A 13,321-nucleotide genomic window follows, 5' to 3' on the forward strand; every position below is an offset into this window, starting at 1 on the left:
CTCACACTGGTCAAATTGCGATGACGAATTATTATTTCATCGAAACGTTTCGATGAGTTTTCTGTTAATAACAAAACACTTTAAAACAGGCGCTCATGGTTGTATGAACGTGTAACCGAAAGGTCGATGAGATGAAAAAAAGTACCCTAATTAACTCAGATATTTCTTACTTGGTGGCGACGCTAGGCCACACCGACGAGATCACTATATGTGATGCTGGTCTACCAATCCCAGAGCATGTTCAGCGAATCGATTTGGCGCTAACGCATGGGGTACCAAGTTTTCTTGATACTGTTCGCGTAATTCTATCTGAGTCCCAAATCGAAGGGGTCATCATTGCGGAAGAGTTCTCTGATGCAAGCCCAGTTTTGCATGAAGCGTTGCTCAACGAACTGAGCAAAGAGAGTGAAGAAACGGGCAAATCTATTGAGGTGAGCTACGTGTCACATGAAGCGTTTAAAGCACGCACGGCCCAAAGTCGCGCTATCGTAAGAACGGGCGAATGCTCGCCATATGCGAACGTTATTTTCCAAGCGGGCGTGGTTTTTTAAGCCAGAGATATTGAGGACAGATTATGACTCAAGCCATTCTACAACTAAGCGAAATTGAGAAGGCGTTTCCGGGCGTAAAAGCACTCGACAAAGCAAGCCTGAATGTTTATCCAGGCCGTGTGATGGCGCTGATGGGTGAAAATGGAGCAGGCAAGTCAACGTTAATGAAGGTGTTGACAGGCATTTACCACATGGATGCAGGGAGCATTCAATATCAAGGTCAGCCGGCGGCCTTTAAAGGTCCACGCGATTCACAGGAAGCTGGTATTAGCATTATTCACCAAGAGCTGAACCTGATTCCTGAACTGACGATTGCCGAAAATATTTACTTGGGACGAGAGTTCACTGGCTCCTTAGGGCGTATCCAGTGGGGCAAAATGTATGACGAGGCTGACAAGCTTTTAAAACGTCTGAATGTAAAGCATTCATCAAAAACATTGCTTGGCGATTTAAGCCTTGGTGAACAACAAATGGTGGAAATTGCAAAGGCACTTTCGTTTGAGTCGAAAGTCATCATTATGGATGAGCCAACGGACGCATTGACCGATACCGAAACGGAATCACTGTTTAAAGTGATTAATGAGCTCCGCGAGCAAGGATGCGGCATCGTATACATTTCGCATCGTCTTAAAGAAATCTTTGAAATCTGTGATGATATTACAGTGCTTCGTGATGGTAAGTTTATCGGTGAGTGCAAGGTGTCCGACACTGATGAAGATGGCCTAATTGAAATGATGGTTGGCCGAAAATTAGAAGAGCAATATCCACGTATTGATGTCCAACATGGCGAAACTTGTCTTGAAGTCATTGGTTTGACTGGGTCTGGCGTTCAGGATGTGAGCTTTACTCTCAAGCGTGGTGAGATTCTTGGAATTTCTGGCTTGATGGGCGCAGGCCGCACTGAACTCATGAAAGTCATTTACGGCGCATTACCTAGTGAGCATGGTGTTATCAATCTTGATAACAAAACTATTAACCCGGTTAGCCCGCAAGATGGCTTGGCAAATGGTATCGCTTACATCTCTGAAGATCGCAAAGGCGATGGTTTGGTTTTAGGTCTTTCGGTTAAGGAGAACATGTCACTTTGTTCGCTAAACCAGCTGACCAAAGGCTTCCAGATTCAACACAGCGACGAAGTGATTGCTGTGGAAGATTTTATTAAGTTATTCAACATTAAAACCCCAACGCGAGATCAAATCATCGGCAACTTATCTGGTGGTAACCAGCAAAAAGTTGCGATAGCGAAAGGGTTAATGACGAAACCTAAAGTTCTGATTCTGGATGAGCCGACACGTGGTGTTGATGTCGGAGCAAAAAAAGAGATTTATCAGCTCATCAACAAGTTTAAGGCCGAAGGCATGAGCATCATCTTGGTTTCTTCCGAGATGCCTGAAGTGCTCGGCATGAGCGACCGTATTTTAGTGATGCATGAAGGTCGTATCACTGGCGAATTTGATGCGAAAGACGCCGATCAAGAAAAATTACTCGCCTGTGCCGTAGGCAAAGAGATCAATGAGGAAGCAGCATGAGTACGAATACCATGAGCAAACCAACCGAAACTGGCAACAAGAAGTTGTTCACAAAAGAGTGGCTGATTGAGCAAAAATCACTGATAGCTTTGATCTTTCTGATCGTTGTTGTGTCATTTTTGAACCCGAACTTTTTTACGGTCGACAACATTCTCAACATTCTTCGTCAAACCTCCGTGAATGCCATTATCGCAGTGGGTATGACATTAGTTATTTTAACAGCAGGCATAGACTTAAGTGTTGGTTCGGTATTGGCATTGTGTGGTGCCTTTGCGGCAAGCATGATTGCGCTTGAGGTTCCGGTGCTGGTGGCGGTTCCAACTGCTTTAGTCGCAGGTGCAGCGTTAGGTGCGATCAGCGGTATCATTATTGCGAAGGGTAAGGTGCAGGCATTTATCGCTACGCTGGTTACCATGACGTTACTACGCGGTGTGACCATGGTGTACACCGAAGGTCGTCCAATCTCGACAGGCTTTACTGACACCGCGGATGCGTTCGCATGGTTTGGTACTGGCTACGCGCTAGGCATTCCGGTTCCTGTTTGGTTAATGGTGGTTGTGTTTGCAGCGGCTTGGTATTTACTTAACCACACGCGCTTTGGTCGCTATGTTTACGCACTAGGCGGCAATGAGTCTGCGACTCGCCTATCAGGTATCAATGTAGACCGAGTGAAGATTGGTGTCTACGCCATCTGCGGTATGTTAGCAGCGCTTGCAGGCATTATTGTAACGTCTCGTCTTTCTTCGGCGCAGCCAACAGCGGGTATGGGCTACGAGCTAGACGCTATCGCAGCGGTTGTTCTTGGCGGTACCAGCTTGATGGGCGGTAAAGGTCGTATCATGGGTACCTTGATTGGTGCGCTGATCATCGGTTTCTTGAACAATGCACTTAACCTACTTGATGTTTCTTCCTACTACCAAATGATTGCAAAAGCAGTGGTTATCTTGCTGGCGGTATTGGTAGACAACAAAAACAAGTAATTCATAACAATCTGTATATATAAAACAGTGAATACAAACCGAGTCAGGGGACGTGTACTGGCTCACCCTACACAAAGGACTAGAACGATGAAAAAACTTGCAACTCTTATCTCTGCTGCACTTCTTTCTTCAACCATATCGGTAGCGGCGCAAGCTCAAGATACCATGGCGATTGTGGTTTCGACGCTAAACAACCCGTTCTTCGTAACGATGAAAGACGGTGCGGAAGCAAAAGCGAAAGAATTGGGGTACGACTTAATTGTACTGGACTCGCAAAATGACCCGAGTAAAGAACTGTCGAACATCGAGGATTTAAGTATTCGCGGCGTAAAAGCAATTCTTATCAACCCAACGGATTCTGATGCAGTGTCTAATGCAATTCGTATGGCGAACCGTTCTAAGATCCCTGTGTTGACATTAGACCGTGGTGCAAGCCGTGGTGAAGTTGTGAGTCACATCGCGTCGGACAACGTAATTGGTGGTGAAATGGCAGGCCACTACATCATGGAAAAAGTCGGCGAAAAAGCAAAAGTCATTCAACTTGAAGGTATTGCGGGCACATCGGCAGCGCGTGAGCGCGGTGAAGGCTTTATGAATGCAGTGAAGGGCAGCGATATGGATCTTCTTGCTAGCCAACCGGCTGACTTTGACCGCACAAAAGGTCTAAACGTAATGGAAAACCTGCTAGCGGCTAACCCGGATGTACAAGCGGTATTTGCACAGAATGATGAAATGGCGCTAGGTGCACTTCGTGCAGTTCAAGCTTCTGGCAAAGATGTCGTTATCGTTGGTTTTGATGGTACGGAAGACGGCATTGCAGCAGTTAACCGTGGCAAACTAGCGGCAACTATTGCTCAGCAACCAGACCTTATCGGTGCTTTAGGTGTTGAAACGGCTGACAAAGTTTTGAAAGGTGAAGAAGTAGAAGAGTACATCCCAGTACCACTAAAAGTAGTCACTAAGTAAGTTTTAAGTTCAATAAATCATCCTAATTTTTGCTCTCTCCTCCGTTTATATCTGTCGTTTAGGAGGTGAGGGCAAACTTACCCAAAATACTGCAAAGTGTGGGGTATAGATGCCTTTGGCTTTTTATCGAGACTCCTTCATCAGGAAGAGAAGTTAAAGTCATCTAATGTATTTTCCTAAACAGTTTTTAAAAAGGGTTCATTCAGAACCGAGGATAACCGTATGAATAAGTTAGTGGTGTTAGGTAGTGTAAACGCTGACCATGTTCTTCAAGTGCCTTCTTTCCCTCGCCCAGGCGAGACGCTGCATGGTCGCAACTATCAAGTTATCCCAGGTGGCAAAGGTGCCAACCAAGCCGTCGCGGCGGCGCGATTAAATGCAGACATAGGTTTTATCGCTTGTGTGGGCGACGACTCATTCGGCATTAACATTCGCGAAAACTTCAAAATGGACGGCATCGATATCACTGGTGTGAAGATGCAGCCAAATTGCCCGACAGGTATCGCGATGATTCAAGTGTCGGACAGTGGTGAGAACAGCATTTGCATTTCAGCTGAAGCGAACGCCAAACTGACAGCAGAAGCGATTGAGCCAGATTTAGAGAGTATTCGCCAAGCAGATTACTTGCTAATGCAATTGGAAACGCCGATGTGCGGCATTGAGAAAGCCGCGCGAATCGCGAAAGATGCCAAAACCAACGTAATTTTGAACCCTGCGCCAGCTCGTGAATTGTCTGATGAATTACTGTCTTGCATTGACGTGATTACGCCAAATGAAACCGAAGCTGAAGTTCTGACAGGTATTACTGTAACAGACAACGAAAGCGCGCAAGAAGCGGCGAATGTGCTACATGGTAAAGGTATAGAAATTGTCATGATCACACTCGGTGCAAAAGGCGTTTGGCTAAGCCAAAACGGTCGAGGCGAAATCATCTCGGGTTTCCGCGTTGAAGCGACGGATACTACCGCTGCGGGCGATACATTTAATGGGGCATTCGTCACTGGTCTCCTAGAAGATTTACCTTTAGAATCAGCGATTAAGTTTGCACATGCGGCGGCTGCAATTTCTGTGACCCGCTTTGGCGCGCAAACGTCGATTCCAACCCGCGAAGAGGTGGACGCGTTTCTCGCTGAACAATAAGGCGCACAACGCCTCATTAAAATAGGAGTAGTAACATGGCGACGATGAAAGACATCGCAAAACTGGCAGGGGTTTCCACTTCAACAGTGAGCCATGTTATTAACAAGACGCGTTTTGTGAGCGAAGAGATCTCTGAACGCGTTAACAATGCCGCAAAAGAGCTTAACTACTACGCGCCCTCTGCGTTGGCGCGTAGCCTCAAAGTCAATCGTACCAAAACCATTGGTATGCTCGTGACAACCTCAACCAACCCATTCTTTGGCGAAGTCGTAAAAGGCGTCGAACGCAGCTGCTACCAAAAAGGCTACAGCCTCATTTTATGTAACACCGAGGGTGATAACGAACGTATGCGTCAATCCATTAATACGCTATTGCAAAAGCGTGTCGATGGTTTGATCTTGATGTGCTCGTCGCTAGAAGGAGAGCGTATCGATGTATTTGAGCGTTACCCAGATATCCCAGTTGTGGTAATGGACTGGGGGCCGATGCTATTTACAAGCGATAAAATCCAAGACAACTCACTTCGTGGCGGTTACTTAGCGGCGAAATACTTAATTGATTGCGGCCATACCGAAATTGGGTGCATCACTGGCCCTTTGATTAAACACCAAGCGCAAATGCGATACGAAGGTTATAAGCGAGCAATGAACGAAGCGGGCTTGGAATTTAATGCCAATTGGATCATTGAATCGGACTTCGAATGTGAGGGTGGGTATCAAGCGTTCAAAAAAATGGCTCAACGTGGCGCATTACCCAGCTCGATTTTCGTCTCTAACGATATGATGGCGATGGGTGTGATTAACGCCGCAAATGAGCTCGGTATTAAAGTGCCGGACGACCTATCCATTATTGGTTACGATGACATCCATATCGCGAAATTTATGTCGCCATCGCTAACTACCATTCATCAGCCTAAGTACCGTTTGGGGCAGGCTGCCGTTGAGACTCTTGTCCGAAGACTGGACGACAAATCTAACGACGCTCAAGTCGTTCAACTGGAACCAACATTGGTTGTACGCAACAGTGTGACGAATTTCTCTTAATTAAAAACAAACGCATGGTTAACAAATTTAGTGCATATAATTTATAAAAAAATGGGCTAAAAATAAATAAGCATGCAAAACAGATGTTCGAATTTATTAACTCAACATTTGAAAAGTGTGATTTTTTGCGAGTAACTCGAAAGATTTCGTGTCGATAGTGCTTAAAAAGCTTATTATTAATAAAGCTTATAATTAGATTTATAAATTATTGAGATGAATGGAAAATCTTTATGTTAGTTAAGAGATATGCACAGTATTCAGTAAAGAGGCCGTGGTTTCACCGTTTCAATATTTCACTAGTATTAACGGTGTTTGTCGTGAGTGTTTATGAACTACTTGCGAATGAAGAGTATGTATACTTGGCTGGCGTGGTGTTTACATTTGCTTCTACTTTACTGTTCGCGTCAGCATCGACGTTCAAAAAGCGCTACCTAGGACACGAGTCCTAGTTCATTTGGAATGAATAATTGAGATAAATAGGTACTTTCAAGTAAGTAATGAATCTGATTTATGATCGAGTGCATCAAGAGGAGGACAAATGTCCTCCTTTTTGTTGGGGATCACGCTCTAATATAAGCGTATTCCAAACAAAATAATAAAGGACATGTTATGGACCTCTTTGCCTTACTCGATATTAATAATACTCTCGTTAACATTCCGATTGGCGACGGCTACGCAATGAGCTGGATCGAAGCTTTCGGTACCGTTTTTGGACTGCTTTGCATTTGGTTTGCCAGCCAAGAAAAAACCATCAACTACTTATTCGGTTTGCTGAATGTCACGCTTTTTGCCGTTATCTTTTTTCAAATTCAGTTATACGGATTATTGCTTCTTCAATTATTTTTCTTCTGTGCGAACATTTACGGCTGGTATGCGTGGACTCGTCCAAACGCACAAGGTGAAACGCTGGAGGTTCGCTGGTTAAATAAACGGAAACTTATTACTACTGCCTCTATTAGCGTTGCATGTATCGCATTATTAACGATCTATATCGACCCATTTTTCTTTGCGCTAGCAAACATTGCTGTTGATAGCTTGAATCTCTTTGGTGCTGGCTTGGCTGAACCGGTGCTTGAACCTGACGCGTTCCCGTTCTGGGATGCAACCATGACAGTACTTTCTGTTGTTGCACAAATTCTGATGACACGTAAATACGTCGAAAACTGGATTCTATGGGTTGTGATTAACATTATCAGTGTGGGTATCTACGCGACGCAAGGTGTTTACGCAATGTCTGTTCAGTACGCGATTCTTATGTTCATCGCTGCCAATGGCACGCGTGAGTGGGCTCGTAGCGCTAAGCGCAATGGCGATAAAACCTTAGCGCACGCTGCTGTGTAAGGAACGAAAAATGGCCAAACAACCTCATATCGGAGTGGATGAAACACAAATCTCTCCTCTCGTTATTGTATGCGGCGAGCCAGATCGAGCGAATCGTATCGCGGCATTATTTGATGATGCAGAAATGGTGTCGGAAAACCGCGAGTACCGTGTGTTTACCGGCAACTACAAAGGCAAGCCTGTTTCAGTGTGTAGTACAGGTATAGGTGCGCCATCGATGATCATCGCAGTGGAAGAGCTAAAACAGTGCGGTGTGACTCATGTGGTACGTGTTGGATCGGCGGGGGCAATGCAATCAGGCATTCACCTTGGCGAGTTGATCATTGCCGAAGGCGCGGTAAGAGATGAGGGCGGCTCTAAAGCGTATGTCGATTCGTCTTATCCAGCCTACGCAAGCTTTTCACTGTTAAAGGAAGTTGAGCGTTACTTGTCGATGCAAAAAGTGCATTATCATTTTGGTGTGGTGCGTTCTCACGACAGTTTCTATACCGATGACGAAGATGCAATATGCCAACATTGGAACAAGAAAGGCATCTTAGGTGCCGATATGGAAACCTCTGCGCTGTTTACGGTCGGTCGACTACGAGGCCTTCATGTGGCTTCGATATTAAACAACGTGGTGCTGTATCAACAAGATGTGAAAGAAGGTGTTGGTCAGTACGTTGATGAAGCCAAAGTAATGATGCAAGGTGAGAAGAGTGCCGCGATTACGGCATTAGAAGCCTTGGTTGCTCAGCGTTAGCCAGTCTCTATCTCAGTAAGTCACATAAACAGAATAGATGTAAAGCGACAGGTCACTGTCGCTTTTTTATTTGGAGTTACGGGGTACAATCCACCTTAAATAGTTGTCCGTAACTTTTTCTGAGAGAGCAGAAAATGAAAATCAGCCCTTATCCGACTGGTCGCTTCAAAACATACCTTGAAGAAAAGAGTGCCACCTTTCGCGATTTGATTTATCAATGCCAAATAAATTCGCGTTACTTTGATGCTGGGGAAGCAATTCTCCGCCAAGGTGAGCAACTTCAGTACTTGTATGTTGTGCCAGTAGGTCGAGTCTCGATGAACATATTGGCCGCAAATGGACGACGTTTTCAATTAGGGGAAGCTAACTGCGACTATCATATTTATGGTGAAATGGAGTTCTTCACTCAGACTCCTTGTCAATGGAATGTGATAGCAGATGAACATATGCAGGTTGATGTTATCTGTATCCAAAAACTAACCGAAGCACTGCAAAATCATCCCCAAATGATGGTGTTCTTCGCTTCAGCATTGGCTGAGGATTATCAAGACTCCATGGATATCTACACTAATCGTTTGTTGCATCCCATTACTTACAACATTGCCTATGATCTTCTCGTCCGTAATCAGACGGATAAGCTGCTTGGTGGTTTTGATAAAGTGAACCAAGAGGCTGAGCGGTTTGGTACCTCAGGCCGAGTCTATCGACGTGCAGTTAAGGACTTGATTGAAAAGGGATTGATTACAAAAACGGACAACGGTTTGGAGATTATTGATGAGCTGGCACTCAAAGCGTTTATTGAAGCGCATGAATGATACGCCCAGGTATTGGAACTGATGGGTTTTATAAGTCTTTGATATATCTAAGTCTTGAGTAAACGTAACTAATGTAAAGTACCTTAAATTTTGTTGAATGCATTAAAGAGTAGCGTTATATTGCGAACGCGTATGATAATAGATCTCATTAAGGCTTAACAAAATGAAAAAATTCGTCGGTGCGGCTATGCTGTCGTTATTTACTGTTTCTCCTTCTTTCGCTGCTAAAGTTGTGATTGACCACTACATGGGTCAAACAGAGCTAGAACAATCCCCAGAGCGTGTGGTTGTGATTGGCTTTGGCCCGCTAGATGCGCTGGACAACTTTGGTATCGATCCTGTTGCAGTATCTAACTCGTCTAATCTTCCTAGTTACCTTTCAAAATACAGCAAAGATAACTACACCTCTGCGGGTAGTTTGTTTGAACCTGATTTTGAAACCATCTACATGCAAAAACCGGATTTGATTTTGGTTGGCCCGCGAGCGTCTGCGAAATATGAAGAGCTGAGTGAAATTGCCCCTACAGTTGTTTTTGCGGCGAAAGAGAACCAAGGCTATTGGGAAGGCACGCAAGCGCAATGGCGCAATATTGGTAAGATCTTCAATATCGAAGAAAAAGTAGAGCAGAAAATTGAAGCGCTAGATGCTCAATTCAAAGCAATCCGTGACTACAACCAATCGAACAAAAATGATGCACTAACGATTTTGAGCATGGGTGACAACATCAGCGCGTTTGGTGCCCAGTCGCGATTTGGCGTCATTTATAACGACTTTGGCTTCTTGGAAACGGTTGAGCACGTGAAAACGGGCACTCACGGAGATGTCATTTCTTATGAGTTTATTCGTGAAGCTAACCCGAAAAATATTCTCGTGGTTGACCGAAATTCTCTGACAGGTACGCCGGATAACGATATTCGTAAATCCATGGATAACGACTTAGTCAAAGCGACTGCGGCATATAAAAATCATAAAATCACTTATTTAGATGTGGACGCGTGGTACTTGTCGATGTCTGGTGTGACAGCAACAGAAAAAATGGTCAGTGAGATAAAGCAAACCGTTGAACTGTAATCCAAGATAGCAGAGGTTAACTTTGAAGAAGTTATTGCTAACCCTTGTGGTTTTAAGCACGGTTTCGTTATTTGTTGGGGTGGCAAACATGACGCCCCAACAACTCTTTTCAGGTGATGAGAAAGCATTAGAACTTTTCTTTACCAGCCGTATACCACGTTTATTTGCCATATTGCTTGCTGGTGCTGGCTTGAGTATTGCGGGTCTTGTCATGCAGCAAATCAGCCAGAACCGATTTGCTGCACCTTCTACAACTGGTACGATCGAATGTGCCATGTTGGGCTACGTACTGAGCGTGGTTTTCTTTGGTAATGATAATCACCTTTGGCTCGTGTTCGGCATCTCGGTATTTGGGACGCTGGCGTTTGTTTTCTTTATTCAGCGCATTCAATTTAAGAGCGTGGTTTTTGTGCCGCTTGTCGGGATTATTTTCGGCAATGTCATCCAATCCATGACTACGTTTATCGCTTACAAATATGATGCACTTCAAAGTCTGAATGCTTGGACAGTCGCAAACTTCGCTAACATCTTGCGTGGTGATTTTGAACTGCTGTACATCGCGGTACCAATGGTTATCCTCAGCTATCTTTTTGCCGCAAGGATCTCTGCCGTAGGTATCGGAAAAGATTTCGCGATTAACTTGGGTTTGAATTATCAGCAGGTTGTGACGATTGGCGTGCTATTGGTGTCCATCATGTCAGCAAGTGTCGTGATGATTGTTGGCCAGTTGCCATTCTTAGGGCTGATTGTGCCGAATCTCGTGAGTCACTTTTATGGCGATAATCTCAAAAAGAACATTCCGCTTACGGTCATGTATGGGGCGATTTTAGTGTTGTGTTGCGACTTGGTGAGTCGTTTAATTATTTTCCCTCATGAAATGCCAATCTCTATCGTGATCAGCATATTGGGTGGCGTGGTATTCATCGCTATGTTGTTGCGAGGTAAGCAACATGCGTGATTCAACGAAAATCCTGCTGCTAGGTGGCATTGCGATTCTTTTCGCGTGTCTGTTTATTGGTATTGGGCTAACGGCTGACAACTACCAATATTTTTTGTCTCGTAGAGTTCCTAAAGTATTGGCGATAGTGCTAGCGGGTGTGGCCATTGCTCAGTCTTCACTTGTATTTCAAACCATTACGCACAACCGAATTTTAACGCCAAGTATCATGGGTTTTGATGCGCTGTATGTGTTAACCCAAATTTTGATCGTGTTGATTTTTGGTGGGTTGAGTACCTTAGTTCTTAACTTGTACGTCAATTTCGCGATTGCAGTCATTGTAATGGTGTCGTTTTCGCTACTGCTGTTTGGGTTTTACTTTTCAAAAGGAAGCAAGAACTTGATTACGTTGCTATTGGTCGGCTTGATCTTTGGTCAGCTATTTTCCAATGCGGCGTCATTCTTTTCTTTGCTGATGGACCCAAACACATATGCAATTGTTCAGTCGAAACTGTACGCCAGTTTCAATAATGTCAAAGTGAACTTGGTTTACTTTAGTGCTCCGGCTTTGATGTTTGCATGTTGGTTGTTGTTTAGGATGCATCGCACTTTAGATGTGTTTTGGCTCGACCAAGACAATGCGAAAAGTTTGGGTGTTGATGTACCTAAAGTGACGAGAAATGTGTTTATTATCTCAGCGGTTTTGATTGCTATTTCTACGGCTTTGGTAGGGCCAATCATGTTCTTTGGTTTACTAGTGACCAACTTAAGCCGAGAAATGTTCCGAAGTTACCAACATAAAACGCTATTGGTCGGATGTTCGTTTCTATCCATCAGTTCATTACTTGCTGGGCAATGGATAATCGAAAACGTGTTCAGTTTTGAGACGACGTTGAGTGTCGTAATTAACTTTATCGGCGGTGCGTATTTCTTATACCTGCTGCTGAAAAACAAAGTTGTATAAATATGATAGTAATAGACAAATTAACGAAGGCTTTCGGTTCAAACAAAGTCGTAGACGAGGCCAATACTCAGTTTGAAAAGGGCAAGGTAACATCGATTATCGGTCCAAATGGCGCGGGAAAGAGCACGCTGTTATCTATGGCCTCGCGCTTAACGGAGCGAGATGGCGGTAGTGTTATCATTGATTGCAAGGAAATCGCGGAATGGGACACAAAAGAGCTAGCGAAAAAACTGGCAGTACTTCGCCAAGCTAACTCGATTACAATGCGGTTTACCGTAAAAGAGTTAGTCTCTTTTGGTCGTTTCCCATACTCTAAAGGAAATCTGACTAAAGAAGATCATGAGGTCATAGAACAAGCGATCGACTACTTAGATTTGCAAGATATTCAAGATAAATACTTGGATGAATTAAGTGGTGGTCAGCGACAGCTTGCATTTATTGCTATGGTGATTGCACAAGATACAGATTATGTCTTTCTTGATGAACCTCTTAATAACTTAGATATCAAACACTCTCTTCAGATCATGAAAGTTGTGCAGCAGTTAGCCCATGACATGAATAAAGCCATGGTGGTCGTGATTCATGATATTAATTTCGCGGCGTGTTACTCAGATGTCATATTGGCGCTTAAGAAAGGTAAAGTTGTGGCGAGTGGTGCGGTTGAAGATGTTATTCAAGCGTCTACGCTAGAGGACATCTACGAAACGCCATTTAACATCATAGAATTGAACGGTAAGCGCATGTGTACTTATCATTAAGCGAGCTAGTTCGTTTTTAACGAGATCAATAGATAGGCGGGCTTACTTGGTGAGCTCGTCTATGATTGGGCATCGGCTCTCTGCATCTCCAGGACAAGAAGAAACCCAACCTTCAAGTTGCGTTTTGATCTCCATGAGGTGTGCAATTTTTTCTTCAACCTCTCTCAGTTTGTCCATGGTTCTTGCTTTTACTTCACTACTTTTGCGGTTGGGGTTATGAGCAAGTTGTACGAACTCTTTGCATTCTTGCAACGAAAAGCCTGCGCTTTTTGCGCGTGATACCAAGTTAAGCTCTTGAATATGATTATCTGAATATTCGCGATAGCCAGAGTCGCTACGCGCTGGTGGAGATATGATCCCTTTGTCTTCATATAATCGAATCGACTTAGATGAAAGCCCTGTGAGCTTCGCGACAGCACCAATATTCATGTTTAACCTCCATAACGTTTAAGGCGAGTATATACCGATGTTGTGGATAAGACA

15 protein-coding genes are annotated in these 13,321 nt (G+C 44.1%); 14 read left to right on the forward strand and 1 reads right to left on the reverse strand.

Translation table 11 applies throughout. The annotated features are described in order from the left end of the window. Nucleotides 1-131 precede the first annotated feature (131 nt). From rbsD to vctC, 14 genes are all read left to right on the forward strand, one after another. The gene (rbsD, locus tag R7O13_RS02525) at nt 132-551 is read left to right on the forward strand and encodes a D-ribose pyranase (protein WP_005382620.1); all 420 of its coding nucleotides are present in this window, start codon (nt 132-134) and stop codon (nt 549-551) included. A gap of 23 nt (nt 552-574) precedes the next feature. Beyond that, on the forward strand, nt 575-2,080 hold the full coding sequence (gene rbsA, locus R7O13_RS02530) for a ribose ABC transporter ATP-binding protein RbsA (RefSeq protein ID WP_005373147.1): 1,506 nt from the start codon (nt 575-577) through the stop codon (nt 2,078-2,080). Further along, a complete protein-coding gene (rbsC, locus tag R7O13_RS02535) occupies nt 2,077-3,060 on the forward strand; it encodes a ribose ABC transporter permease (protein ID WP_005382618.1) in 984 nt (327 codons plus the stop codon). The genes rbsA and rbsC overlap by 4 nt, the downstream gene beginning before the upstream one ends. 87 nt (nt 3,061-3,147) lie before the next feature. Further along, a complete protein-coding gene (gene rbsB / locus R7O13_RS02540; RefSeq protein ID WP_318302897.1) occupies nt 3,148-4,026 on the forward strand; it encodes a ribose ABC transporter substrate-binding protein RbsB in 879 nt (292 codons plus the stop codon). 222 nt (nt 4,027-4,248) lie between these two features. Further along, nucleotides 4,249-5,166 carry a ribokinase gene (rbsK, locus tag R7O13_RS02545; RefSeq protein WP_053307611.1) on the forward strand — a complete coding sequence of 306 codons (918 nt, stop codon included), beginning with the start codon at nt 4,249-4,251 and terminating at the stop codon, nt 5,164-5,166. Between the two features lie 35 nt (nt 5,167-5,201). Further along, nucleotides 5,202-6,209 carry a substrate-binding domain-containing protein gene (locus R7O13_RS02550; RefSeq protein ID WP_064354714.1) on the forward strand — a complete coding sequence of 336 codons (1,008 nt, stop codon included), beginning with the start codon at nt 5,202-5,204 and terminating at the stop codon, nt 6,207-6,209. A gap of 230 nt (nt 6,210-6,439) precedes the next feature. Beyond that, nucleotides 6,440-6,658, forward strand: a complete 219-nt coding sequence (locus R7O13_RS02555; RefSeq protein WP_005499106.1) for a hypothetical protein — start codon at nt 6,440-6,442, stop codon at nt 6,656-6,658. A 160-nt stretch (nt 6,659-6,818) separates the two neighbouring features. Then, on the forward strand, nt 6,819-7,550 hold the full coding sequence (gene pnuC / locus R7O13_RS02560) for a nicotinamide riboside transporter PnuC (protein ID WP_225473020.1): 732 nt from the start codon (nt 6,819-6,821) through the stop codon (nt 7,548-7,550). Nucleotides 7,551-7,560: 10 nt separating this feature from the next. Continuing rightward, on the forward strand, nt 7,561-8,292 hold the full coding sequence (locus R7O13_RS02565; protein ID WP_064354716.1) for a nucleoside phosphorylase: 732 nt from the start codon (nt 7,561-7,563) through the stop codon (nt 8,290-8,292). Nucleotides 8,293-8,426: 134 nt separating this feature from the next. Next, nucleotides 8,427-9,107, forward strand: a complete 681-nt coding sequence (locus tag R7O13_RS02570; RefSeq protein ID WP_005382613.1) for a Crp/Fnr family transcriptional regulator — start codon at nt 8,427-8,429, stop codon at nt 9,105-9,107. 163 nt (nt 9,108-9,270) lie between these two features. Next, nucleotides 9,271-10,179 carry a siderophore ABC transporter substrate-binding protein gene (locus R7O13_RS02575; RefSeq protein WP_005376635.1) on the forward strand — a complete coding sequence of 303 codons (909 nt, stop codon included), beginning with the start codon at nt 9,271-9,273 and terminating at the stop codon, nt 10,177-10,179. 22 nt (nt 10,180-10,201) lie between these two features. Then, entirely contained in the window at nt 10,202-11,137 is a 936-nt protein-coding gene (vctD, locus tag R7O13_RS02580) for an iron chelate uptake ABC transporter permease subunit VctD (protein ID WP_206954593.1), read from the forward strand. Continuing rightward, nucleotides 11,130-12,080, forward strand: a complete 951-nt coding sequence (gene vctG / locus R7O13_RS02585; RefSeq protein WP_005376631.1) for an iron chelate uptake ABC transporter permease subunit VctG — start codon at nt 11,130-11,132, stop codon at nt 12,078-12,080. The genes vctD and vctG overlap by 8 nt, the downstream gene beginning before the upstream one ends. A 2-nt stretch (nt 12,081-12,082) precedes the next feature. Beyond that, on the forward strand, nt 12,083-12,838 hold the full coding sequence (gene vctC / locus R7O13_RS02590) for an iron chelate ABC transporter ATP-binding protein VctC (RefSeq protein WP_025767868.1): 756 nt from the start codon (nt 12,083-12,085) through the stop codon (nt 12,836-12,838). A 42-nt stretch (nt 12,839-12,880) separates the two neighbouring features. Here vctC and cueR read toward each other — a convergent pair whose 3' ends face one another. Further along, nucleotides 12,881-13,267, reverse strand: coding sequence for a Cu(I)-responsive transcriptional regulator (cueR, locus tag R7O13_RS02595; RefSeq protein WP_005376627.1), 387 nt, complete (start codon nt 13,265-13,267; stop codon nt 12,881-12,883). Between the last annotated feature and the right edge of the window lie 54 nt (nt 13,268-13,321).

It is taken from the genome of Vibrio sp. Y176 (assembly GCF_033438945.1).

What these genes read in the sequence shown, in the direction of transcription:
- R7O13_RS02550 (WP_064354714.1), top strand. Translation starts at nt 5,202, where the DNA reads ATGGCGACGATGAAAGACATCGCAAAACTGGCAGGGGTTTCCACTTCA.
- rbsB (WP_318302897.1), top strand. Translation starts at nt 3,148, where the DNA reads ATGAAAAAACTTGCAACTCTTATCTCTGCTGCACTTCTTTCTTCAACC.
- vctG (WP_005376631.1), top strand. Translation starts at nt 11,130, where the DNA reads ATGCGTGATTCAACGAAAATCCTGCTGCTAGGTGGCATTGCGATTCTT.
- R7O13_RS02565 (WP_064354716.1), top strand. Translation starts at nt 7,561, where the DNA reads ATGGCCAAACAACCTCATATCGGAGTGGATGAAACACAAATCTCTCCT.
- R7O13_RS02575 (WP_005376635.1), top strand. Translation starts at nt 9,271, where the DNA reads ATGAAAAAATTCGTCGGTGCGGCTATGCTGTCGTTATTTACTGTTTCT.
- rbsD (WP_005382620.1), top strand. Translation starts at nt 132, where the DNA reads ATGAAAAAAAGTACCCTAATTAACTCAGATATTTCTTACTTGGTGGCG.
- rbsK (WP_053307611.1), top strand. Translation starts at nt 4,249, where the DNA reads ATGAATAAGTTAGTGGTGTTAGGTAGTGTAAACGCTGACCATGTTCTT.
- R7O13_RS02555 (WP_005499106.1), top strand. Translation starts at nt 6,440, where the DNA reads ATGTTAGTTAAGAGATATGCACAGTATTCAGTAAAGAGGCCGTGGTTT.
- R7O13_RS02570 (WP_005382613.1), top strand. Translation starts at nt 8,427, where the DNA reads ATGAAAATCAGCCCTTATCCGACTGGTCGCTTCAAAACATACCTTGAA.
- rbsA (WP_005373147.1), top strand. Translation starts at nt 575, where the DNA reads ATGACTCAAGCCATTCTACAACTAAGCGAAATTGAGAAGGCGTTTCCG.
- rbsC (WP_005382618.1), top strand. Translation starts at nt 2,077, where the DNA reads ATGAGTACGAATACCATGAGCAAACCAACCGAAACTGGCAACAAGAAG.
- cueR (WP_005376627.1), bottom strand. Translation starts at nt 13,267, where the DNA reads ATGAATATTGGTGCTGTCGCGAAGCTCACAGGGCTTTCATCTAAGTCG.
- vctC (WP_025767868.1), top strand. Translation starts at nt 12,083, where the DNA reads ATGATAGTAATAGACAAATTAACGAAGGCTTTCGGTTCAAACAAAGTC.
- pnuC (WP_225473020.1), top strand. Translation starts at nt 6,819, where the DNA reads ATGGACCTCTTTGCCTTACTCGATATTAATAATACTCTCGTTAACATT.